Annotated in this window: 19 protein-coding genes; 9 read left to right on the top strand and 10 right to left on the bottom strand. The window is 62.3% G+C overall.

Features of this window, described 5'->3' with window-relative positions:
- Window positions 1–18 precede the first annotated feature (18 nt).
- On the top strand, window positions 19–1,551 hold the full coding sequence (hutH, locus tag ACL2XG_RS00515) for a histidine ammonia-lyase (RefSeq protein ID WP_413723177.1): 1,533 nt from the start codon (window positions 19–21) through the stop codon (window positions 1,549–1,551).
- Between the two features lie 93 nt (window positions 1,552–1,644).
- Here the strand turns inward: hutH and ACL2XG_RS00510 are convergent, their stop codons facing one another.
- From ACL2XG_RS00510 to ACL2XG_RS00490, 5 genes are read right to left on the bottom strand one after another with little or no spacing between them, the layout of a single operon-like run.
- Window positions 1,645–2,475: an ABC transporter ATP-binding protein gene (locus ACL2XG_RS00510; RefSeq protein WP_413723178.1), complete on the bottom strand. Its 831-nt coding sequence runs from the start codon at window positions 2,473–2,475 to the stop codon at window positions 1,645–1,647.
- A 6-nt stretch (window positions 2,476–2,481) separates the two neighbouring features.
- Window positions 2,482–3,513 carry an ABC transporter ATP-binding protein gene (locus ACL2XG_RS00505; RefSeq protein WP_413723179.1) on the bottom strand — a complete coding sequence of 344 codons (1,032 nt, stop codon included), beginning with the start codon at window positions 3,511–3,513 and terminating at the stop codon, window positions 2,482–2,484.
- Entirely contained in the window at window positions 3,510–4,397 is an 888-nt protein-coding gene (locus tag ACL2XG_RS00500; protein WP_413723180.1) for an ABC transporter permease, read from the bottom strand. The genes ACL2XG_RS00505 and ACL2XG_RS00500 overlap by 4 nt, the downstream gene beginning before the upstream one ends.
- On the bottom strand, window positions 4,397–5,353 hold the full coding sequence (locus tag ACL2XG_RS00495; protein ID WP_413723181.1) for an ABC transporter permease: 957 nt from the start codon (window positions 5,351–5,353) through the stop codon (window positions 4,397–4,399). The genes ACL2XG_RS00500 and ACL2XG_RS00495 overlap by 1 nt, the downstream gene beginning before the upstream one ends.
- Window positions 5,354–5,375: 22 nt before the next feature.
- Complete coding sequence (locus ACL2XG_RS00490; protein WP_413723182.1) at window positions 5,376–6,896, bottom strand: ABC transporter substrate-binding protein; 1,521 nt, start codon at window positions 6,894–6,896, stop codon at window positions 5,376–5,378.
- Between the two features lie 153 nt (window positions 6,897–7,049).
- On the opposite strand from ACL2XG_RS00490, the gene ACL2XG_RS00485 reads away from it, so the two are divergent.
- Together ACL2XG_RS00485 and ACL2XG_RS00480 are read left to right on the top strand one after the other, a co-directional pair.
- Complete coding sequence (locus ACL2XG_RS00485) at window positions 7,050–7,769, top strand: GntR family transcriptional regulator (protein ID WP_413723183.1); 720 nt, start codon at window positions 7,050–7,052, stop codon at window positions 7,767–7,769.
- Window positions 7,762–8,856 (top strand): enolase C-terminal domain-like protein, encoded by a 1,095-nt coding sequence (locus ACL2XG_RS00480; RefSeq protein WP_410014480.1) that lies wholly within the window; start codon window positions 7,762–7,764, stop codon window positions 8,854–8,856. Before ACL2XG_RS00485 ends, ACL2XG_RS00480 begins: the two co-directional genes overlap by 8 nt.
- Before the next feature lie 40 nt (window positions 8,857–8,896).
- On the opposite strand, the gene rhaT is transcribed toward ACL2XG_RS00480, so the two are convergent.
- Window positions 8,897–9,931, bottom strand: a complete 1,035-nt coding sequence (gene rhaT / locus ACL2XG_RS00475; RefSeq protein ID WP_413723184.1) for an L-rhamnose/proton symporter RhaT — start codon at window positions 9,929–9,931, stop codon at window positions 8,897–8,899.
- A gap of 637 nt (window positions 9,932–10,568) precedes the next feature.
- Here rhaT and fucO point away from each other — a divergent pair.
- The 4 genes from fucO (at window position 10,569) to ACL2XG_RS00455 (ending at window position 15,377) form a co-directional block, all read left to right on the top strand.
- Window positions 10,569–11,720, top strand: a complete 1,152-nt coding sequence (gene fucO / locus ACL2XG_RS00470) for a lactaldehyde reductase (RefSeq protein ID WP_413723185.1) — start codon at window positions 10,569–10,571, stop codon at window positions 11,718–11,720.
- Window positions 11,721–11,899: 179 nt separating this feature from the next.
- Window positions 11,900–12,922, top strand: coding sequence for a LacI family DNA-binding transcriptional regulator (locus ACL2XG_RS00465; RefSeq protein WP_413723186.1), 1,023 nt, complete (start codon window positions 11,900–11,902; stop codon window positions 12,920–12,922).
- Between the two features lie 47 nt (window positions 12,923–12,969).
- The gene (locus ACL2XG_RS00460; protein WP_413723187.1) at window positions 12,970–14,088 is read left to right on the top strand and encodes a mandelate racemase/muconate lactonizing enzyme family protein; all 1,119 of its coding nucleotides are present in this window, start codon (window positions 12,970–12,972) and stop codon (window positions 14,086–14,088) included.
- 74 nt (window positions 14,089–14,162) lie between these two features.
- Complete coding sequence (locus ACL2XG_RS00455) at window positions 14,163–15,377, top strand: MFS transporter (RefSeq protein ID WP_413723188.1); 1,215 nt, start codon at window positions 14,163–14,165, stop codon at window positions 15,375–15,377.
- 29 nt (window positions 15,378–15,406) lie between these two features.
- On the opposite strand, the gene ACL2XG_RS00450 is transcribed toward ACL2XG_RS00455, so the two are convergent.
- Genes ACL2XG_RS00450 through ACL2XG_RS00440 form a run of 3 tightly spaced genes read right to left on the bottom strand, consistent with a single transcriptional unit; the run spans window position 15,407 to window position 18,639 of the window.
- Window positions 15,407–16,948: a DHA2 family efflux MFS transporter permease subunit gene (locus ACL2XG_RS00450; RefSeq protein ID WP_410016782.1), complete on the bottom strand. Its 1,542-nt coding sequence runs from the start codon at window positions 16,946–16,948 to the stop codon at window positions 15,407–15,409.
- A 53-nt stretch (window positions 16,949–17,001) separates the two neighbouring features.
- Window positions 17,002–18,084, bottom strand: a complete 1,083-nt coding sequence (locus tag ACL2XG_RS00445; protein ID WP_410014469.1) for an HlyD family secretion protein — start codon at window positions 18,082–18,084, stop codon at window positions 17,002–17,004.
- A gap of 12 nt (window positions 18,085–18,096) precedes the next feature.
- On the bottom strand, window positions 18,097–18,639 hold the full coding sequence (locus tag ACL2XG_RS00440; protein ID WP_413723189.1) for a winged helix-turn-helix transcriptional regulator: 543 nt from the start codon (window positions 18,637–18,639) through the stop codon (window positions 18,097–18,099).
- A 188-nt stretch (window positions 18,640–18,827) separates the two neighbouring features.
- On the opposite strand from ACL2XG_RS00440, the gene ACL2XG_RS00435 reads away from it, so the two are divergent.
- The gene (locus tag ACL2XG_RS00435) at window positions 18,828–19,754 is read left to right on the top strand and encodes an MBL fold metallo-hydrolase (protein ID WP_413723190.1); all 927 of its coding nucleotides are present in this window, start codon (window positions 18,828–18,830) and stop codon (window positions 19,752–19,754) included.
- A 106-nt stretch (window positions 19,755–19,860) separates the two neighbouring features.
- Here ACL2XG_RS00435 and ACL2XG_RS00430 read toward each other — a convergent pair whose 3' ends face one another.
- Entirely contained in the window at window positions 19,861–20,676 is an 816-nt protein-coding gene (locus ACL2XG_RS00430) for an aldo/keto reductase (protein ID WP_413723191.1), read from the bottom strand.
- Between the two features lie 432 nt (window positions 20,677–21,108).
- Here ACL2XG_RS00430 and ACL2XG_RS00425 point away from each other — a divergent pair, with 432 nt between their 5' ends.
- Complete coding sequence (locus ACL2XG_RS00425; protein WP_413723192.1) at window positions 21,109–21,795, top strand: GntR family transcriptional regulator; 687 nt, start codon at window positions 21,109–21,111, stop codon at window positions 21,793–21,795.
- Window positions 21,796–21,826: the final 31 nt, after the last annotated feature.

Raw genomic sequence — 21,826 nt, 5'->3', positions numbered from 1 at the left:
TATTGGCAGGAAAAAACCATGACGATTATATTAAAACCCGGCGCCGTCACGCTGGCTGAACTTGAGTGTATTTACCGGACCGACGAGCCCGTACGGCTGGATCCCGCGATGGAGCCGGCCATTCGCAAGAGCGCGGCGCGCGTAGCGGAAATCGTGCAGGGCGAAGCGGCGGTCTACGGCATCAATACCGGCTTTGGCAAATTGGCCTCGGTGCGTATCCACGCCGACGATGTGGTAAAACTGCAGCGCAACCTGATTTTGTCGCACTGCTGCGGCGTGGGCGACACGCTGGCCAAACCGGTGGTGCGTCTGATCATGGCGTTGAAACTGATTTCGCTGGGCCGGGGCGCCTCGGGCGTGCGTTATGAGGTTATCGGCCTGATTGAAGCCCTGCTGGCCCACGATATCATGCCCGTGATCCCAAGCCAGGGATCGGTTGGCGCGTCCGGGGATCTGGCGCCGCTGGCGCATATGGTGGCCGCCATGATGGGCGAAGGCGACGCGGAGCTGCGCGGTCAGCGCATGCCGGCGGCGCAGGCGCTGGAGCAGGCGGGCCTGCGGCCTATCATCCTGGCGGCCAAAGAAGGACTGGCCTTGATCAACGGCACCCAGGCGTCCACCGCGCTGGCGTTGAAAGGGCTGTTCGGGGCGCACCGGGCGCTACAGTCGGCGCTGATTTCCGGCGCGCTGGTCACCGATGCGGTCATGGGCTCCACCGCGCCGTTCCATGACGAGATTCACCAACTGCGCGGCCATCCCGGTCAGATTGATACGGCGCGGGCCCTCAATTGGCTGCTGCGCGGGTCGGAAATCCGCTTAAGCCATCTGGCAAACGACGAGCGGGTGCAGGATCCTTATTGTATCCGCTGCCAGCCGCAGGTGGCCGGCGCGGCCCTGGACCTGATCCGCCAGGTCGCCGTCACGCTCGCGCGCGAAGCGAACGCCGTTACCGACAACCCGCTGCTGTTATCCGATAACAGCGTGGTGTCCGGCGGTAATTTCCACGCGGAGCCGGTGGCTTTCGCCGCCGATATCCTGGCGCTGGCCATTTCCGAGATAGGCGCTATCGCCCAGCGGCGCATCGCCCTGCTGGTCGACCCGGCCATGAGCTTTGGGTTGCCCGCCTTTCTGGTGGCCGCGCCCGGACTGAACTCCGGCATGATGATAGCCGAGGTCACCTCCGCCGCCCTGATGAGCGAAAACAAGCAGATGACGCATCCGGCATCGGTAGACTCCACCCCGACGTCAGCCAATCAGGAAGATCATGTTTCCATGGCCTGCCACGGCGCCATGCGGCTGGGCAGGATGCTGGATAATCTGTACGCCATCCTCGGCATTGAGGTGATGGCCGCCGTACAGGGCCTTGAATTCAGGCTGCCGCTGCGGACCAGCGCGCCATTGGCGATGGCGGCGCGCCGCGTCAGGGAGCAGATTGCGCCGTTGACGGTAGATCGGTATATGGCCGGCGATATCGCCGCCGCGGCGCAGCTGGTGGCCTCCGGCGCGTTGATTGACAGCGTGGGGGACCAGGGGATACTGCCGCCGCTGTGATCCTACGGCCGTACCGTCATCCCAGCGCTGGGGGAAGCCCCGCGCCGGGCGCATGTTTCACTGCAACCCGCCGGTGTTGCGGCGCTACCCACATCACTGCGGTTCGGCCGGCGGCACCGCCGCCAGCAGCGCCCGGGTATAGGGATGGGCCGAGGCGGAGAAAATCTGCTCCCGCCCGCCGGTTTCGACTATGCGCCCCTGGTACATCACGGCGATACGCGGCGCCATATAACGCACCACGCGCAAATCATGGGAGATAAACAGGTAGGCCAGCCCATGCTCCCGCTGCAACTGCTTCAGTAAATTAAGGATCTGCGCCTGTATCGACACGTCCAGGGCCGAGACCGGCTCGTCCAGAATCAGCAGCCGCGGTCTCAGCGCCAGCGCGCGGGCGATGCCGATGCGCTGGCGCTGGCCGCCGGAAAACTCCGCCGGATAACGCTGCGCCAGCGCCGGATCCAGCCCCACCTGGCGCATCAGCGCATAAATCCGTTTTTGCCGCTCGGCGGCGTTGCCGATGCGATGCACGGTAAGCGGCTCGCCGATAATATCAAAAGCGGTCATGCGCCGGTTGAGGGATGCGTAAGGGTCCTGGAAGACGATTTGAAATTCCCGGCACAGCCTGGCGTTGCGCCGCCTGGGCAGGGCGGTAATATCCTCGCCGTCGAACCAGACGCGCCCGGCGGTCGGACGCGTCAGCCCCACCAGCACCGCGCTCAGGGTGGATTTGCCGCAGCCAGACTCGCCCACCAGGCCCAGGGTTTCACCGGCGTTCAGCGTCAAATCCACCCCATTCACCGCCTTGACGGCGGCGGCGCGGCGCAAACCGCCGCCTGACGGCGGGTAATGTTTTTCGATGCCCTCCACCCGCAGCAGCGGCGGTGGCGCGGTGGGGCTTGCGAGCGGTATACCTGCGCTTGACATAGGCGATTAGTTCCTCTCCATGAGGACCGGCGCGGCCAGTTCATGGGCAAAATGACAGGCGCTGGCATGCGCGGGATCGGCCCCGTCCGCGCGCAGCGGCGGTATCTGGCCGGCGCAGATCGGGCGCTGCCGGCACAGCTGGCAGCGCGGGCGGAAGGCGCAGCCCGCGGGCAGGCGGGATATCAGCGGCGGCTCGCCCTTGATGGCCGCAAGTATCCGGTCCACGTCGTCGTCCAGGCGCGGAATGCTCCCCAGCAGCGCCCGGGTATAGGGATGGCGCGGCGCGCGGAATATCCGCCCCGCCCGCCCTTGTTCGACGATACGGCCGGCATACATCACCAGCACCCGATCGGCATACTGCGCCACCAGGCCCATATCGTGGGTGATAAGCAACAGCGCCGCGCCGGTCAGCCGGCAGGCGGCGCGCATGCTCGCCATGACCTGGGCCTGCACGGTAACATCCAGGGCGGTGGTCGGCTCGTCGGCGATAATCAGCCGCGGATGGTTTACCAGTGCGATGGCGATCAGGATGCGCTGGCACAGCCCGCCCGACATTTCGTGGGGATAACGTTTCATTTTGTCGGCGGCATCGCGGATACCCACCAGCGCCAGCACCTCTTCCGCCCGGTCGGCGCGCTGCCGGCGGGTGAGCGAGGGCTGGTGGCGGCGGATGCTTTCGGTAATCTGTCGCCCGATGGTCAGCACCGGGTTAAGCGAGGACATCGGATCCTGGAAAATCATGGCGATCTCATCACCGTACGGCCCGGCGCCCCGCCCTGCCTCCGGCGCCGGTAAATCCCGGCCGTCAAAGCGCATCCTGCCGGCGGCCACCTCGATGCCCGCCGGCAACAGCGACATCAGCGCCAGCGCCGTCAGCGTCTTGCCCGAGCCGGATTCACCGACGATGCACAGGGTTTCGCCGCGTTCGACGCTAAAGGAGATATTATCGATCGCCCGGCAACGTTCCCGGCCGGTGGCGAGATCAACGCTTAGCCCCGTCACCTCCAGCAGCGGCGCCGGGAGTTCATGGCTTGTCATAAGGACCTCCCCAGCGGGTCGAGCGCCTTATGCAGCGCGTCGCCCAGTTGATTCAGCGCCAGTACCAGCACCAGTAACAGCAGGCCGGGTACCACGGCATACAGCGGCGCCGTCGCCAGGTAATCGCGGCTGCTGCTGAGCATCGTTCCCCACGAGGCGGCCGGGGGCTTGATGCCCAGGCCGATAAAAGATAAGGACGCCTCCAGCAAAATGGCGTGGCCTGCCGCCGACGCCAGCTGCGTTATCACCACGCCGATGCTGTTGGGCAGCACATGACGCAGCATGATGCGCCACGGGCCGCTGCCCTGCACCACCGCCGCCTTCACATAGTCAAGCTCGCGCTCGCGCAGCACCGACGCGCGCATCAGGCGCGCAAAAATAGGGATGTTCACCAGTGCCACCGCGATACAGATTTGCGCCAGCCCGGCGCCCAGGATGGCCACCGTCATGACCGCCAGCAAAATGCCGGGATAGGCCAGCAGGATATCGCAGCCCCGCATCAGCAGCGCGTCCAGCCAGCGCGGCCCCATGCCGGCAACCAGTCCCGCCACGATGCCCAGTACCGCGCCCGCGCTCACGCTGGTAAACCCCACCAGCAGGGAGATGCGCGATCCGAACAGCGCCCGGCTGAGCAGATCCCGCGACAGCTCGTCGGTACCCAGCCAATGGCCGCCGGTACCGGCCGGCACCAGCCGCAGCCCGGCAAACTGGACATCCGGATCGCAAGGCGCCAGCCAGGGGGCCAGCAATGCCGCAAGCGTAATCATCGCCACGCCGCACAGGCCGAACAGGCCGGAGGGCGTGGCGAGCAGCGCCCTTAGCAACCGCAGCCGGCCGGGTCCGGCCGCCGCCGCGCCGCTCGTTTCCACAGCGTCTGCGCTCATCACGCCGCCCCCTTGACCAGGCGGATGCGCGGGTCAATGGCGCCGTACAATACATCGACCGCCAGGTTCAGCAGCAGGAAAAACAGCACCAGCACGATCAGGATCCCCTGCACCATGCCGTAATCGCGATTGATAATGGACTGTACCAGCAGGCGCCCGATGCCCGGCCAGGCGAACACCGACTCGATAACCACCGCCCCGCCCAGCATGCGGCCCAGCAGAATGCCGGTCATGGTGACAATCGGCAGCAGTGAATTACGCAGCACATGCCAATAAATGATATGCCCACGGCTCAGTCCCTTGGCCCGCGCGGTACGGATGTATCCCTCTCCCAGTGTGTCAACCACCGCGCCGCGGGTCGAGCGCACCAGCACCGCCGCGCCGTGCAGCCCAAGCGTCAGGGTAGGCAGCACCAGCGCCTGGGCAAAACCGGCGAACGATTCATCAAGGCTGACAAATCCCCCCGGCGGCAGCCAGCCCAGGGTGACGGCGAACAGCAGGATGGCGAGCATGCCGAACCAGAAATTAGGCGTGGCCACCGCCACGGAGGAAAAGACCGACGCCAGCCAGTCGACGGCTTTGCCCTGCCACAGGCCGGCGGCCAGGCCCAACGGCACCCCCACCGCCAGCGCGCTGAACAGGGCCGTGGCGGCCAGCAGCAGGGAATACGGCAGGCGGCTGAAAATCAGCTCGCTGTTATCGCGATGATAGATATAGGAGACGCCGAAATCGCCGCGCGCCATATGCCCCAGCCAGGCGGCGTACTGTACCGGCAACGGCCGGTCGAGACCATATTCCACCCGGATGCGCTGCACATCCTCCCGGCTTGCGTCCGGCCCGGCAATCAGTTCGGCCGGATCGCCCGGCATGGCGCGCACCACCGCGAACACGATAATGCTTGAGACCAGCAGCACCGGGATCCACTGCATCAGCCGGCGTAGCAGATAGGCGGTCATCGTCTGTTTCTCCTGGTCCGGCTCATGGCTGGAAGGAAGCCGCGCTCAGGATCGGCATGCCGTCCAGATTAAAACGCACGCCCGTCAGCCCCTTGGCGGAGGCCCACAGCACCGGCAGGGTCGCCACCGGCAATACCCAGTTTTGCTCCAGCATAAAGCTGTCGATGCGCTGCCAGGCGCGATCGGTTTGTTCATCCGGCGGCCGCGAGGTCACCAGGGCCACATCGTCCTGGTACTGCTGGGATTTGACGCCCGCCAGGTTATCGGTGGCGCGGAAAATCACCGCCGACATCAGGATGGTGGACGGACCGCGGCCGGCGCGGGCGTAGACATGGGCCGCCATTTGGAAATCCCCTTTGCGCAGGCGCGATATATAGGCGGCCTCGGACATTTCGACGATATTCACCTTCAGGCCGATGTCGCGCAGCGCGCTTTGCAGCATCTGCGCCATGGCGCCAATCTGCGGCTCGGACTGACTGCGCGACATCAGCGATATTTCCGCCCCGGCGGCGCCCGCCTGCTGGATCAGCTGTTTAGCCTGGGCCAGATCGAAGGTACAGGCGTTTTCATGCCCCGCCGCCTCGCGCTGGCTAAAATGCGGCCAGGGCAGGCATTTCACCCGGGCGTCCGGGCCGGCGATATCATGGGCGATACGCGCGCGATCCAGCGCCAGGCCGATGGCGCGCCGCACTTCGGGCTTATCCAGCGGCGGGGTTCGGGTATTCAGCGTAATATCCAGCACCCGTCCCTCCACGGTGGCGGCGCCGGTGGCGAAACCGGCCGCGGCCAGCTGTTCGGCGGCTTCCCGGTCCAAAGACGGCAAAAAATCCACCGTGCCGGCGCGCAGCTGCATCACCCCGGACTGCTGATCGGGAATCACTTTCAGGGTGATTTTCTTTAGCGCCGGACGCGGCCCCCAGTAGGCCTCGTTACGCACAAACACCGCGTCCTCGCCCGGCAGGTAGCGGCTCAGTTTAAACGGACCGGTGCCGTTGCCGCCGGTTTTGATTTTTTTAGGCGCGCTGCCGTCGATAATAAACGCCAGATCCAGTAAATCGAAGATTGCGTCCGAGGCGCCGGCAAAATGCAGTATCACGGTGCGATCGTCGGGCGTATCGATACTGCCGATCATTTTGGCCAGCGGCAGGATATTGGCGCCGTTAACCGGATCGCGGGCATAGTTCAGGCTGAACGCCACATCCCTGGCGGTAAACGGCCGGCCGTCATGGAACGTCACGCCGTCCGCCAGTTTAAGCGTCAGCGTTTTGCCGTCGTCGGAGCGGGTCCAGGACCGCGCCAGCTCCGGCTGCGGACGGCCGTCGGCATCCAGGCGGATCAGCGTGTTATACAGCAGATGCGTCAGCACAAAGGTGCCCATGCGCAGTTCCGTCGGATCAAAGGAGGTGATATCGGCGCTTTGTCCAATCACCAGGGTATCGCGCGCCGCCGCCAGGGCCTTGCCGCCCGCCAATGCCAAGCTTAACAGCAGCGCCAGCAGCAGGCCGCCGGCGCGGGCACGGCCGCTGAACATCTTTAACGTCATACTATCCCTCATACTCGCTTCAACGATGGACCAACCAACGGCAATGCGTTATTTGATCAAATTATTGTCTGTTGTTGTCCGAATACTATTGAATAAAGCCGATTTATAACAGAAAATAACTCCACATCTCATATGATTTGATCAAATATCGTTATGCGAAAAATAGATAAGCCCATCCACGACGGCGAACCGGACATTACCGACCGGCTCCGGGACGCCATCATCAACCGGCAGGAGTTCGACGCCGGGGCGCCGCTGCGCATCGACGCGCTGGCCACGCGTTTCGGCGTGTCCCATATGCCGATACGGGCGGCGCTGCAGCGGCTGGAAAGCGAAGGGCTGATCGTCGCCCAGCCCAATAAGGGCGCGCGGGTGGCGGCGGTGGATGAGACCTTCGTGGCCGAATTGCTGGATGTGCGCATGTTGATTGAAAGCTACCTGGCGCGCCGCGCCGCCGGGCGCATGACGCCGCAGTGGCTGGAACAATTGGAAACGCTGCGGGCGCGGCACGAAGAGGCGGTTGCCCGCGGCGACGCCGCCGAGGCGCTTACCGCCAATCGCGATTTTCACGCCGCCATTCATCACATTGCCGCCAACCGCGACGCCAGCCTGATTCTCGAGCGGCATTGGCGGCTGATCCGCGCCCTGTGGAAACGCTACGGTTATCAAGCCGACCGTTTTGCCGGCGTGGTGGCCGATCACCGGCTCTTGCTGGCGGCCTTCGCCGCCGGCGACGGTGAAGCGGCGGCGGCCGTAACCGCCGCCCATACCGCGCGCGCAAAGCTGGTGCTGCTCAACCGGATGCGTGAGCATGCCCCGCATGCGGACGGGTCGCAAACCTTTGACGCCGCCACGAAGGAACCCCATGAATAATTCGCGCATCGCCGCGCTGGAACTGGTGCATTGTCCGGTCACGACCAAAACCACCTGGTCATTTATCCGCCTGGCGCGGGCGGACGGCGCATGCGGCTGGGGCGAGGCCAGCTGGGTGCGCGAGCCGGGGGCGCTCGACGCCTGCCATGACGCCGCCCGGCGATATCTGCTGGGACAGCCCTGGGAGGCGCTTGCCGCCTATATTGCCCGGGAAACCCGCGGCGTACCCCAGGCGGCGATGGCCAGCGCCCTGGAACAGGCGATGTGGGATATCCGGGGCAAAGATAGGGGCGACTACGCGGCATCGCTGGCGGGCGGCGGCTACCGCACCCGCATCCCGTTGTATGCCAATATCAATCGCAGCATCGTCCAGCGCGACGGGGCGGGTTTCGCCCGGGCGGCGCAACGTGCGCGCGCGGCGGGATTTAACCGTATCAAGATAGCGCCTTTCGACGGCCTGACCCCCGATATCCGCCTGACGCCGCTGGGCCGGCGGCGGCTGGACGATGGGCTGGCGCGCGTGGCGGCCACCCGCGCGGCCATCGGACCCGCCGCCGAGCTGTATGTGGATTGCCACTGGCGCTTCGACCCGCCGGGCGCGTCGGCGGTATTACCGGAACTGGCGGCGCTTGGCGTCAGCTGGTTCGAGTGCCCGCTGGCGGAAACGCCGGAAAATATCCCCGCCCTGAAACACCTGCGCGGCGCAGCCAATACCCTGGGCATGCGCCTGGCCGGCCTGGAGGAACTGACGCATCCCGCCGCGTTTCTTCCCTGGCTCGCCGCCGGCGCTTACGATGTGGTGATGCCGGATGTCAAATATGCGCGCGGCATCACCGGCGTGCTGGAGGTGGCAACGCTTGCGGCCGCCCACGGCGCCGGCTGCGCGCCGCATAACCCCAGCGGACCGATTGCGCATGCCGCCAGCCTGGTGGCCTGCGCCATCAGCGAGGGCATTGAGCAGTTGGAGCATCAATTTGATGAAACGCCGGCCTTCTGGCGCCTGGCGGCCGCCGATTTCCCGCGCCCGGCGAACGGGGCCAGCCTGACGCCCACGCTTGCGGGGCTGGGCACGGCGCTCAGGCGGTAAATGGCGGGCCGGGTGCCGTATCACCGGCGGCCCGCCCCGTTCAGGAGGCGATGCCCAGGCCGACGATATTGGCCGCCAGGATAATCACCATCGCGCCGAGGCTCAGCACCCGCACCGGTTTTTTGCCCACGGCCAGCCACTCCTTGAGCAGCAGGCCGACGATGCCGCCGCACAGCACATAAAAGCTCATATGCAGCATCCAGCTGACATAACGGTATTGTTCCGGAATATTGGCGTGTCCCCAGGCATAGAAGAAAAATTGCAGATACCACATGACGCCGCCGAGGATGGCGAACAGCGCATTGGCTATCAGCAGGGATTTCCCCACGGATAAATCCGCTTTTATCGACAGTTCGGGCCTGGTGGCCAACCGGAAAAAACAGTAGGCCAGATTGACGATAGCCCCGCCGCCCATGATGATCACATAGCTGGGCAGCGCCACGTACAGCGGGCTGATGCCGATATTTTTGGCGGCGATATGCATCGGCACCGCGGCATCCATGGCAAAGGACATGCCGGCGGAGAAGATCCCGCACAGCACGGCCAGGATCAGGCCCTTCTTAAGACTGAACTCCTGGGCGCTGACGCCGAGCGCTTTTTCCTTCATTACCCCGGCATAGCTGACGATGCCGACGCCTATCAGGGCGACGAATACGCCCAGCAAGGTGATCTGGCCGCCGGTCGAGCCGGCCATGGCGCCGAACTTCCCTTGCAGGATAGGCGTCATCAGCGTGCCGACAATCAGGGTGATGCCGATGGCAATGCCGATCCCCATGGACATGCCGAGATAGCGCATCGTCAGGCCGTAATTAACATTTCCCACGCCCCACATGGCGCCAAACAGAAATACCGGCAGCAATGTCGACCAGGAAAACGCGCCGAAATAGCCCCAGAAATCGGGGAGCAGGATGGCGCTGACGGTCCAGGGCAACACCACCCAGGAAAAGAACCCGCCCAGCGACCACATGGTCTCCCAGCTCCAGCGCCGGACCTGCTTGAACGGCGCGTAAAAACAGGCGGCGGAAGCGGCGCCGACGAAATGCCATAATATACCGAGGAAAATTGAGCTGCCCATTTACAATTCCTTAGAAAATAATTTGCATAAAGTGATAGGGACACATGCCGGAAAATGAATGCCAATGTAATTTTGTATTCTAAGCATCGGACTGAGCCTTACCTTCATATCCACGCCATTCAGATCGTCACCCTGGCACGCATATAAAGAGGGATGTGATGAGTATCACAAAAACATAATTGATTTATTTGCGGCAGGTTCTCATAAGCTTATTTCTATCGCTCAAAAAAAATGTATTATTAATAAAAAAAATCGGCACGACGTTTCATTTTTTTTATTATTCGCGCTCATTTATCGACAATAGTCTTAATTATCGTAAAATAAAGTATATAATTTATGCCATGCTCATTTAAATTAATGCGTTGTTTTTAAATCTAAAAAAGATAAAAGCATTCTTTTTTAAGGCTGAATTTTTCACACCTATAACCGATTTTTACCACTCCCGCGGCATCTTTACATGATTGCCATCTTTTGTCCGGTACTGGCAATGGGCGGAAGGTCCTGGGGCGGCGCTTGCGTTACGATACCGGCAAAGATCAATCCACAGGCGATATTTCGCCTGTTATTACGCCATGCGCATAAAACAAGACGTGTTACTTCTTACTAACAATTCTGAAATCAACCGAAGGTTATCATTATGACTAATCGTATGATCTTAAATCAAACCGCCTATTTTGGCCGGGGCGCTATTTCGCATATTATCGATGAAGCAAAGGCCCACGGTTATAAAAAGGCGCTGATTGTTACCGACCAGGAGTTAATCCGCGTTAAGGTGGCCACCCGGGTATTCGCGTTACTTGATCAGGCGGGTTTTGCCTTCGACGTTTTTGATGAAGTGATGCCAAACCCCACGGTCTCCGTCGTCAAACGCGGCGTAAGCGCCTTTAAAGAGGCCCAGGCGGATTTTCTTATCGCCATCGGCGGCGGTTCGCCGCAGGATACCAGCAAGGCCATCGGCATTATCATCACTAATCCCGGCTTCGCCGATGTGCTTAGCCTGGAAGGCGTGGCCGCCACCACCGCGGCCAGCGTACCGGTGATCGCCATACCCACCACGGCCGGCACCGCGGCCGAAGTGACGATTAACTACGTGATTACCGATGAGGACAAACGGCGTAAATTCGTCTGTGTCGATCCCCACGATATTCCGCTGGTGGCGATTATCGACCCGGACATGATGTCCAGCATGCCCGCGTCCCTGAAAGCCGCCACGGGCGTAGACGCCTTGACGCACGCCATTGAGGGCTACACCACCCGGGCGGCCTGGGAACTCACCGATATGTTTCACCTGAAGGCCATTGAAATCATCGCCCGCTCGCTGCGCGCGTCGGTTCAGGGCGATGCCAGGGGCGTGGACGACATGGCGTTGGGGCAATATATCGCCGGCATGGGATTTTCCAACGTCGGCCTGGGGCTGGTGCACGGCATGGCGCATCCGCTGGGGGCGTATTACAACACTCCGCACGGCGTCGCCAATGCCATTCTTCTGCCGCATATTATGGTATACAACGCGGCGCAAACCGGTGAAAAATTCCGGGCGATCGCCGTGGCGATGGGCGTTGAAAACGCGGCCGCCATGCCGCTTGAGCAGGCGAGGACGGCGGCCATCGACGCGGTGAAGGCGCTTTGCCGCGAGGTGGGCATTCCCGCGCGGCTGCGCGAAGTCGGCCTGAGGGAACAGGACATCCCGGCGCTGGCGCAGGCGGCGCTTGACGACGTCTGTACCGGCGGCAACCCCCGGCAAACCAGCCTGGAGGATATCAAGGCGTTATATCAGGCCATCTTCTAATCTCCCTCCGTCCCGGTAAAGACCTTGCCGGCGCGGCGGGAAGACATCCCCGCCGCCCGGTTTCCCCACTCCCCCGGGTCGTTTCTACCGGCTGAAAATCATTTTTGCGCCCTGGATCACATTATGGTTTCGCAGTGAGAATCTAACATTAGGTAATCGATTACCTAATGCGAATAAACATGCAAAAACCCATAGCTATCCGTGATGTCGCCCAGGCGGCGGGCGTCTCCACCGCCACGGTATCACGTTATATGAACGGCAAGTTTCATGCGATGAGCGCGGACACCCGATTGCGCATTGAAAGCGTGATTGACGCTATGGGCTATAAACCGAACGATGTGGCGCGCACGCTGCGCAGCACCAAAAGCAACACCATCGCGGTGATCGTGTCCGATATCCTCAATCCCTATTCCATCGCCATCCTGCAAGGGATCGAGGAAGCCTGCGCGGCGTTCGGCTATACCATATTCGTCTGCAATTCCAGGGAACTGCCGGTAAAGGAGAAAGAATTTATCGAGATGATGCTGGCGAAACGGGTCGATGGTTTTGTGATAAATACCACCGGCGGCAATGATGGTCTTATCGCCAGCCTGGCCGAGCGGACCCCCGTGGTGCTGGTCGGACGTAAAATCAGCCAGGGGGCGGTGCAGGCCATTACCGTGAATAACGCGCAGGGCATGGCCCTGGCGGTGGACCATTTGCGGGCGCAGGGCTGCCGTTCCCTGGCATTGCTCAGCCCGCCCACCACCGGGATCAGCCCGCGCATGGAACGCGTTGAGGCTTTCCGCGCGCACGCCGCCCGCGCCGGGGCCGACGGCATCATCAGCGCTATCCAGATTATCGGCCGTGTCCAGGTCGAGCCGGTCGCCGACGCCCTGCAACATATCATGGCGCGGCGCGACCCGCGGCAACGGCTGGGCATTATCGCCACCAACGGCATGCTGGCGCTGGCGGTGCTCAAGGCCGCCAAGGTCCTGGGATACGCCATTCCCGCCGATTTCCTGTTTATCGGTTTTGACGATACCGAATGGGCCTCGGTCAGTTATCCCAGCCTGACGGTGGTCGCGCAACCGACCTACGAGGTCGGCGCCGCCGCGGCGAAAAGACTGATCGCCCATTTGATTAAAAAAGAACCGCAAAATGGACCGGACGCCATTGAATTACCGGTGAAACTGATCCCGAGAGACTCAACCCTGACTTAATTTTTACCGCCAGGGTAATCGGTTACCCTGCTGGACCGGAGGCAGCGATGCACATTCAAGATATCAAGACTTACGTGGTGGTACAAAAACTGGATACACAGTTCGGCATGTCCCAGTGGTTATGGGATAGCCGGGCCAGCTGCCTGTTGGAAATCATCACCGACGAGGGCGTGATCGGCTGGGGCGAGTGTTTTGGCCCGGCCAGGGCCAATGCCGCGCTGATCAATGAATTATTCGCCCCGCTGCTGATCGGGCAGGATCCGCTGCAGCGCGCGCCGTTATGGGAAACCCTCTACAACCGCACCCGAGAATTCGGCCGCAAAGGCATCGCGGTTTCCGCGCTGTCCGGTATCGATATCGCCCTATGGGATATCGCCGGCAAAATCATGGGGCAGCCTATCGCGGCATTGCTGGGCGGCGCCGCCGCGGTGCCGGTCACCGCCTATGCGTCGTCTTTTTATTATTCCGGCGACGCGCGCTATACGCTGGAAAAAGACGCTGAAGAGGCGCTGAACCAGGGATTCCGGGCCTTTAAAATGAAAGTGGGCGGCCTGGGGCTTCGCCAGGATGCGCAACGGGTGGCGCGGGTGCGGCAGTTGATCGGCCCCGATGCCGGCCTGGCGGTGGATGCCAATCGAGCCTATACCGCGCGCGAGGCCATCCAGTTGGGCAGGATGATTGAAGAACAGGACATCTCCTGGTTCGAGGAGCCGGTGCTGCCGGATGATTTCACCGGCTATCGCGAGGTGAGAAGCGCGTTGCATATGCGCATCGCCGGCGGCGAATCGGAATTTACCCGCTTTGGCTTCCGGCCGTTCCTGGAACAACGCTGCGTGGACATCGCCCAGCCGGATGTCGCCGCCTGCGGCGGCTTGGGCGAAGCGTGGCATATCGCCGTGATGGCCACCGCCTTCGGCGTCGATTGTTATCCCCATCTATGGGGTTCCGCCATCTCCTTGGCCGCCACGCTGCATTTAATCTCCGCCATTCCGGTGGCGGTGCCCTCGATGGTAAAGGCGCGGCCGCTGCTGGAGCTGGATCGGGCGCCCAACGTCTTTCGCGAACAGCTTTCCGACTTAGTCATCGGGCCGTCGATGCCGGTGCCGGATAAACCGGGGCTGGGCATTGAAATCGACCGGAGCCTTATCCGGCGCTACGCGCAATAACACGGCCGGCACGTTCGCCAGGCCACGTCACCCTACGATGGAATCATTAAAATAAACACAGAATGGGACAGGATATGAGTCATGCAAAATGGTACCGGATTGGCGGCACATTGATGATTGGGCTATTTGTCGCTTATCTCGATCGTTCAAACCTCTCCATTGCGCTGCCCGGCATGGAACGCGATCTGGGTTTTTCCGGCGCGGCGACCAAAAGCCTGGCCTTGACCGGCTTTCTTATCGGCTATGCGGTGGCGAATTTTTTCGGCGGCTTCCTTACCTACAAACTGAACCCCAAAACCACCATCGTCAGCATGGTGCTGATCTGGTCGCTGGCCCAGGTGATGACCGCCTGGGTCACCTCGCCCACGCTGTTGATTATCTACCGCATTATTCTCGGCATCGCGGAAGGCATTTACTGGCCGCAGCAATTCCGTTTCGCCCGCGCCTGGTTTACCAAAGATGAAATCACGCGCGGCACCAATCTTATCCAGTTTTACGGCCAGTTCCTGGCGCTGGCGCTGGGGTTCCTGATCCTGACGCCCATTTACGACGCCCTGGGCTGGGAATGGATTTTTTATATCACCGGCGGGCTGGGCCTGGCGATCGTGGTGCCGTTATTTTTGCTTTTCCTGAAAAACGCACCGGATGGCGGCAGCGGGGCGGCGGCCGAAGAGGCGCGTCCCGCCGGGAAACTGACTTTCCAGGCGCTCGGCGGTTATCCCTTCCTGTTATTGATATTCAGTTATTTCGCCAACGGCATGCTGTTTTGGGGCATTACGCTGTTTATTCCGATGCTGGTTCATTCGCTGGGCTTTACCGGCCTGTGGCAGGGGTTTGCCAGTTCCCTGCCCTATATGCTGGCGATTGTGTTCGCCATTCCGATGGCCTATATCAGCGATCGTACCCAGAAACGCGGGCTGATCGCCGCCTCGGGACTGGCCGTCGCCGGCATACTGCTGGTCATGTTGCCCGTTATTGATAATCCGGTGGCGAAAATGGCGTTGATTACCCTGGCCATCGCTTATTTCACCAGTAGCTACACCACCAATATCTGGTCGATTATCACCTCAAGCGTCCAGCCCGAAGCGGTAGGCCCGGCGGCCGGGGTGATTAACGGCATCGGCGCGGGCGGCGGCGGCACCACCGCCGGTTTTGTCGTTGGCGTGCTGTACAGCAACACCGGCTCCTATCTGGCGGGATTCAGCGTTATCGGCGCGGTAGCCATCCTGGGCGGGCTGGCCGTCTATCTTTATACCAAAATCCAGCGCACGGACGTGAGCGCGCAATAACGTGGCCGCGCCCCCAGCCTTTGCCGCGGTCAATGCGCCGGGGGCGCCGCCGCCGGCTTGGTTATTTTCTTCATCAGCGGCACCATGGCGGTGGCGATGATAAAGCACCACATGATCGCCATAAACGTATCGCTGAAGGTTAACGTGCGCGCCTCGCGGTAAGCCAGCGACCACAGCTGGCGCAACGCGGCGGCGGCGGCGGAGGACGGATCGTAGCCGAGCCGGGTAAATTGCCCGGCCAGCGTATCCAGCATGGCGTTCATCGCCTCGTTGGACGCCGTCAGGGATTCCGCCAGGCGGGAATAATGCAGGTTGGTGCGATCGTTGAGCAACGTCGCGCACCAGGCAATGCCGATGGCGCCGCCCAGGTTGCGCATCAGGTTGAAGAGCCCCGAGGCCATTTTCAGTCGTTCCGGCGCCAGGCTGCCCAGGGTCAGCGTGACGACCGGGGCGACGGAAAACTGCTGCGCCATGCCGCGGAACGCCTGGGGTATCAGCAGTTCCCGCGCCCCCCAGTCATGGGTAATCGGCATAAAATTCCACATGGAGAAAGCAAAGCAGGCAAGGCCGAACATCAGCAGCCAGCGCAGATCGATACGGTTGGCAAAAAAGGAATAAACCGGAATGGACAAGACCTGGAAGATGCCGGTGGAAAATACCGCCATACCGATCTGCAGCGCGCTGAATCCCCGGACCTGGCCGAGGAACAGCGGCGTCAGGTAGATAGTGGCGAAGATGCCGACGCCGGTGATAAAGGAGAAAAAACAGCCAAGGGCGAAGTTGCGCTCTTTTAACGCGCGCAGATCGACAATCGGCCGGGCAAAGGTTAGCGAGCGCCAGAGAAACAATACGCCCGCCACGGCGGAAATCCAGGCGGTGGCCAGGATAACGCCATCACCAAACCAATCCCAGCGCGGCCCCTCCTCCAAAGTGTACTCAAGGCAGCCCAGGCAGAGCGCCAGCAGCACAATGCCAAGGTAATCGGCGCCGCGCAGCAGCGCCAGGTTGGCGCGGTCAATCCTGACCATAAGCGGCACGGCGACGGCAACAAAAATCCCCGGCACTAAATTGATAAAAAAGAGCCAGTGCCAGGAATAGTTTTCGGTAATCCAGCCGCCCACCGTCGGCCCAAGCGTCGGCGCCAGCGACGCGATGCCGCCGACGGTGGCGGCGGCGAACACCCGCTGCGGCCCGGCAAAAAAGATAAAGGCGGTGGTAAACACCAGCGGGATCATCGAACCGCCGAGAAAACCCTGCATCGCCCGGAACAGGATCATGCTCTGGATATTCCACGCCCAGCCGCACAGCAGGCTCGATAAGGTAAAGCCAATGGCGGAAACGCAGAACAGCCAGCGGGTCGACATCACATGCGCCAGCCAGCCCGAAAGCGGTATGACGATGATCTCGGCGATCAGATAGGCGGTCTGGACCCAGACGGTTTCATCGGTGCCCGCCGACAGGCCGCCGCCGATATCCTTTAACGACGCCGAGACAATTTGTATATCCAGCAAGGCGATGAACATGCCGACGCACATGGTGGCAAAGGCGAAGATACGGGTGGGCAGCGTCATGCCGGCCGGCAGGGCCGCCACCGATGAATGCGCGGCCGGCGCGGCGGCGGCGCTCACGGGCGTTCCGCTTCGCGGCTGTCGATGGCGGCGGTTACCGACAGCCCCGGGCGCAGCAGGCCCAGCGTGCCGTCGTCGCGATCAAGATTGATGCGCACCGGGACGCGCTGGACGATTTTGGTGAAATTGCCGGTGGCGTTTTCCGTCGGCAGCACGCTGAACTGCGCGCCGGTCGCCGGCGCCAGGCTGCTGACCGTACCGTGGAACACCCGCCCGGGCTGGATATCGGCCCGCACCGTGGCGCGCTGTCCCGGCCGCATATCCGCCAGCTGATCTTCTTTAAAATTGGCGTCCACCCACAAGCCCGTGGCCGGGATAATGACCAACAGCTGGCTGCCGGCGCCGGCCCAGGCGCCCAACCTGGCCCGCCGGTTGCCCACCACGCCGTTAATCGGCGCGCGGATCTGGCTGTACTCCACATTAAGCCGCGCGAGATCGCGCCCGGCAACGGCCTGATCCAGCGCGGCCTTGATCTGGCCTTTTTCGCTATCGGTGACCGCCAACTGACGCTGTGCCGCCAGGAGCGCCGCGCGGGCCTGCTGGCCATCGGCCACCGCCTGCCGGTAGTCGGCCTCGGCTTTTTGCAGGCTTTGCACGGAGACGGCGGCGGACATCTGCAGTTTTTGGTAGCGATCCAGGTCATGGCGGGTGCGTTCCGTTTGCGCGTCGTAACCGGCGATGGCGGCCTTGGCCTGCTCGATCAGCGCTTCCTTTAAACTGCGCGTCGAGGCCAGATTGACCAGCGCGGCCTGCTGCGCGGCGATTTCGCTTTCCGTTTTCGCCAGTTCGGCCCGGTAATCCCGATCGTCAAGGCGCACCAGCACATCGCCGGCATGCACCGCCTGGTTATCGGTGACCTCGACGCTTGCGACATATCCCGCCACTTTGGCGCTGATGGTGGTGATGTCGCCGCCGATATACGCATCGTCGGTGGTCTGCATAAAGCGGCTTTGAGTCCACCAAAAATAGCCGTAACCGGTAAGTATCGCCGCGCCGGCCGTCAAGGCCATAAGCATCAGGACGCGGCTTTTTTTCATGCCGCGCGGCGGCGCGTCGCTTGCGCTGAGAGGCGTGTTCATCGGGCTATCCTGTTAAGCACATTTTTTAGCGGGCGGGTTAAAACGCAGGTTGTCATCCCCGGTCGTTTCTTTTAGCTGCAAAAATGCCATGCGGTAGCGCATTTGCTCGCTGGCCATCGGTCCCGGGCCTACCCGATAGGCCGCGTCGGTCATTTTTTCACCGGTTACGGCATCCACCAGTATCGGCTGCGCCGGCACGTTAGTTTCCCGGTTGACCAGCTGTGTCGCGATGCCTTCGGGGGCGAAATGGGCGTTGCCCCAGGCCAGCAACGCCCATAATACCGGCTGGAAATCGCGTCCGGCCTCGGTCAAGTGATATTCGTGGCGGGGAGGCTTATCGCTGTACTGCCTGCGCTCCAGCAGGCCGTTTTCCACCAGTTCGGTTAACCGGCGCGTCAGCATATTGGGGGCGATCTTCAGACTGGCCTCGAATTCATAAAACCGCGTCAGGCCGTAGAAGGCGTCGCGCAGGATCAGCATGCTCCACCATTCCCCTACCCGTCCCAGGCTGCGGGCGATGGGACAGGGCATGGCGCTGAAATCGGTCTTGGTCATGGGCGGGCGCTCCGGCTGGTAACTATCAAGTTGAAAGTAGCATACCGCCAGTGACTATCATTATGCAAGTCTATGCCTAAAAAAAGGCCCATAGGGTATAGTCAAAGCGGGCACTCTCGCGCCGCATGCCGCGCGTAGGGTTTTTGACCGGCCGCCGGCGCGGCATTCTCAATCAAGGCAGGTGTTGCATGTCAGATCATCAGCATAGCGTTTCCCAGGCCGCCACCCTGCGCGTCTGCCGCCCCTGGCCCGGGATCATGGCCTTTTACGACGGGCGCATCCCCCATAAGAGACTTTACGGCGCGCAAGCTAACTGGCTCGATGACGGCGCCTTCTCTCTCGGCACCGCCACCTACGCCATCATCGCGGGCCACGAGGCGGTGGTGTACGATACCCACATGACGCTCGATCACGCCGCGGCGATCCGCGCCATCCTGGAAGAAGAGGGCGTCACCGCCATCAGGGTGATCATGAGCCATTGGCATACCGATCATGTCGCGGGCAACGCGGCGTTCGCCGATTGCGAAATCATCGCCTGCGACCTGACCCGGCAATTGCTGATAGAACACCGCGAAGAGCTGGAAAACGGCGCCCCGCCCATTACGCCGCTGGTCCTGCCCACCACCACCTTTACCGATCGCCTGGACCTGACCGTCGGCGCCCTCTCCCTGGAGCTGCGCCAGTACGATATCCACAGCGCGGACGGCCTGGTGGTGCGCATCCCTTCGCTGGGGCTGTTGTTGGCCGGCGACACGCTGGAGGATACCCTGACCTATGTCGCCGAACCCGGACGGCTCGCGATACACCTGCGCGAGCTGGCCCGCCTCGGGCAGTGGGATTTCCAGCGGATCCTGCCGAACCACGGCCGCTTAGAGATGATTGCCGCCGGCGGCTACCCGCGCGACCTGATCGCCGCCACGCAGCGGTATGTGGAACAGCTGCTCCGGCTGCCGGCACACCCGGAATTAGCCGCTTTGCCGCTGGTGGAGTTTGCCGCCGCCTCGCTGGCGACCGGCGCGGTGGCCTGGTTCGAGCCCTATGAGGCGGTGCACCGGCATAATATCGCCAGCGTGCTGAAGGCGGCCGGCGCCGATTGCCGGCCACAGCCTGGCTGAGTGAGGATCAGCCGCGCGGGCGTTCGCCGCGATTTTCGCGGCAAGGGGGCTGCGGCGCGCGGCTGGACTGCTGCGGGTGGACGTCACGCCGGTTTGCCCGCCGCCATCAGACCAGGGCGATCAGTTCGCGCCGCTGCCGCGGCGTCAGCGCCGGTCCGGTCGCCGCCGCCGCGTTTTCCGCCATGTACCTGGGATTGCCCGTGCCCGGTATGGCGCAGGTGACGGCGGAATTGGCGAGCACGAACTTCAGCGCCAGCTGCGCCCAGGACGCGGCGCCGGCGTCTGCGGCCCAGCCGGGCAGCGGCGTCGCCCCCAGGCGCCTGAGCAGCCCGCCGCCGCCAAACGGCGTGTTGCAGATAACGGCCACCCCTTTGTCACGCGCCAGGGGGAGCAGCCGTTGTTCGGCCGCGCGATCGTCCAGGGCATAGTTAATCTGCAGGAAATCCAGCGGCGTGGCGTTGATGAGGCTCTCCAGCGCATCGTACGCCGCAGGGGTATAGTGCGTGACGCCGATATAGCGAATGCGTCCCGCCGCTTTCATCGCGCGCAGGGTGGGCAGGTGCGTTTGCCAGTCCAGCAGATTATGGATTTGCATCAGATCGATGCGATCGGTTTGCAGTAAACGGAACGACGCCTCCATTTGCCGGATGCCGGCCTCGCGTCCGGAGGTCCATACCTTGGTGGCGAGAAAGGCCCGGGGCCGCAGCCGCCGCGCCCCCAGCAGTTCGCCGGTGGTGCGCTCCGCCCGGCCGTACATGGGCGAACTGTCGATAACCGTGCCGCCGGCGGCAAACAACGCATCCAGCACCGCGGGAAGCCGCGCATACTGACTGTCGCCGGGCGCGACATCAAAGCCGCGATAGGTGCCAAGGCCGATAACCGGCAGCGCTTCGCGCGAGGAAGGGATAGGACGGGTCGGCATAGGCGATGCTCCTGGCGCAGGCGGCCGCGGGGATACCGGCGGCGCGCCGAATGAAACCCTGGCGCCCAGGGTGCTCCAGGCCGCCCATCCGGCGCCGAGGCGCAAGAGCCGGCGGCGGGATAACGGCGCCATCGTCAGCCCGCCAGGCCGGGATACCGCCCGGGCGCGATAGACGGCGCACGCCGCAAGGCGCGGCAGGCCCCGGGGTAGCCTGGTGATAGAGATTGACCGCCGATACCCAGGTCGAGCCGTTTTTGCATCCCACGATCCCCCCGTACTGTTTGGTCGCCGTTATTACCGAATATAGCTTATCGTATTACTATAAGCCGGCGCCAGCCGACATAACGGCAATAGCGGGTGCATCATCCCTTTAGACTTACCGGCAATTGTAATATATTCAGCTAAGCTATTTGATAAAACGGTCAATATCCTATGTCGCTCACCCATATCCTCCATGCCGGTCAGCCGGTAAATCAGCAGATTTACCGTTTCCTGCGCCAGGAGATTGTCACCTGCATAATCCCGCCGGGTTCGCTGCTTTCCGAAAAAGAAATCTCCGCGCGGTTTAATGTCTCGCGCCAACCCGTGCGCGAAGCTTTCATTAAACTGGCGGAAACCGGGCTGGTCCAGGTATTGCCCCAGCGCGGCACCTTTGTGCGTAAAATCTCCGCCAGGCTGGTGGAGGACGGGCGTTTTATCCGTGAATCGCTGGAAAGCGCCGTGGTACGCCGCGCCGCCAGGCAGGCCCGCCCGGAGTATCTGGAGCGGCTGGAATATAATCTGGAGCTGCAATCGCGCTCGGCGCAAAAACACGATAGCTTTGAGTTCCTGCGGCTTGATGATGATTTTCACCGGCTTATCGCCGGCAGCATTGATTGCGCCCTGGCCTGGGAAACGGTGGAAAATATCAAGGCGGCGATGGACCGGGTGCGTTTTCTGACCTTAAGCGAAGTATCGCCGCCGGACCGGCTTATCGAACAGCATCATCATATTCTCCGCGCCATTAAAGCCCAAGACGCCGACGCCGCCGAACAGGCGATGCGTCTCCATTTGCAGGAAATGATTTTCTCCATTACGCCTATTAGCGAGCGCAACGGCGAATGGTTTGAGGATGACTGAATAGCGCGTCATGGGCGTACGGAACGCGGCC

It is taken from the genome of Sodalis sp. RH24 (genome assembly GCF_047324145.1).
GTDB lineage: Bacteria > Pseudomonadota > Gammaproteobacteria > Enterobacterales > Enterobacteriaceae > Acerihabitans.
The sequence above is the reverse complement of the archived record's forward strand: the minus strand, read 5'-3'. Positions and strand labels throughout refer to the sequence as shown.

Bases quoted from the DNA above. Each gene is read 5' to 3' on its own strand.
- hutH (WP_413723177.1), top strand. From the start codon at position 19: ATGACGATTATATTAAAACCCGGCGCCGTCACGCTGGCTGAACTTGAG.
- ACL2XG_RS00510 (WP_413723178.1), bottom strand. From the start codon at position 2,475: ATGTCAAGCGCAGGTATACCGCTCGCAAGCCCCACCGCGCCACCGCCG.
- ACL2XG_RS00505 (WP_413723179.1), bottom strand. From the start codon at position 3,513: ATGACAAGCCATGAACTCCCGGCGCCGCTGCTGGAGGTGACGGGGCTA.
- ACL2XG_RS00500 (WP_413723180.1), bottom strand. From the start codon at position 4,397: ATGAGCGCAGACGCTGTGGAAACGAGCGGCGCGGCGGCGGCCGGACCC.
- ACL2XG_RS00495 (WP_413723181.1), bottom strand. From the start codon at position 5,353: ATGACCGCCTATCTGCTACGCCGGCTGATGCAGTGGATCCCGGTGCTG.
- ACL2XG_RS00490 (WP_413723182.1), bottom strand. From the start codon at position 6,896: ATGACGTTAAAGATGTTCAGCGGCCGTGCCCGCGCCGGCGGCCTGCTG.
- ACL2XG_RS00485 (WP_413723183.1), top strand. From the start codon at position 7,050: ATGCGAAAAATAGATAAGCCCATCCACGACGGCGAACCGGACATTACC.
- ACL2XG_RS00480 (WP_410014480.1), top strand. From the start codon at position 7,762: ATGAATAATTCGCGCATCGCCGCGCTGGAACTGGTGCATTGTCCGGTC.
- rhaT (WP_413723184.1), bottom strand. From the start codon at position 9,931: ATGGGCAGCTCAATTTTCCTCGGTATATTATGGCATTTCGTCGGCGCC.
- fucO (WP_413723185.1), top strand. From the start codon at position 10,569: ATGACTAATCGTATGATCTTAAATCAAACCGCCTATTTTGGCCGGGGC.
- ACL2XG_RS00465 (WP_413723186.1), top strand. From the start codon at position 11,900: ATGCAAAAACCCATAGCTATCCGTGATGTCGCCCAGGCGGCGGGCGTC.
- ACL2XG_RS00460 (WP_413723187.1), top strand. From the start codon at position 12,970: ATGCACATTCAAGATATCAAGACTTACGTGGTGGTACAAAAACTGGAT.
- ACL2XG_RS00455 (WP_413723188.1), top strand. From the start codon at position 14,163: ATGAGTCATGCAAAATGGTACCGGATTGGCGGCACATTGATGATTGGG.
- ACL2XG_RS00450 (WP_410016782.1), bottom strand. From the start codon at position 16,948: ATGACGCTGCCCACCCGTATCTTCGCCTTTGCCACCATGTGCGTCGGC.
- ACL2XG_RS00445 (WP_410014469.1), bottom strand. From the start codon at position 18,084: ATGAACACGCCTCTCAGCGCAAGCGACGCGCCGCCGCGCGGCATGAAA.
- ACL2XG_RS00440 (WP_413723189.1), bottom strand. From the start codon at position 18,639: ATGACCAAGACCGATTTCAGCGCCATGCCCTGTCCCATCGCCCGCAGC.
- ACL2XG_RS00435 (WP_413723190.1), top strand. From the start codon at position 18,828: ATGTCAGATCATCAGCATAGCGTTTCCCAGGCCGCCACCCTGCGCGTC.
- ACL2XG_RS00430 (WP_413723191.1), bottom strand. From the start codon at position 20,676: ATGCCGACCCGTCCTATCCCTTCCTCGCGCGAAGCGCTGCCGGTTATC.
- ACL2XG_RS00425 (WP_413723192.1), top strand. From the start codon at position 21,109: ATGTCGCTCACCCATATCCTCCATGCCGGTCAGCCGGTAAATCAGCAG.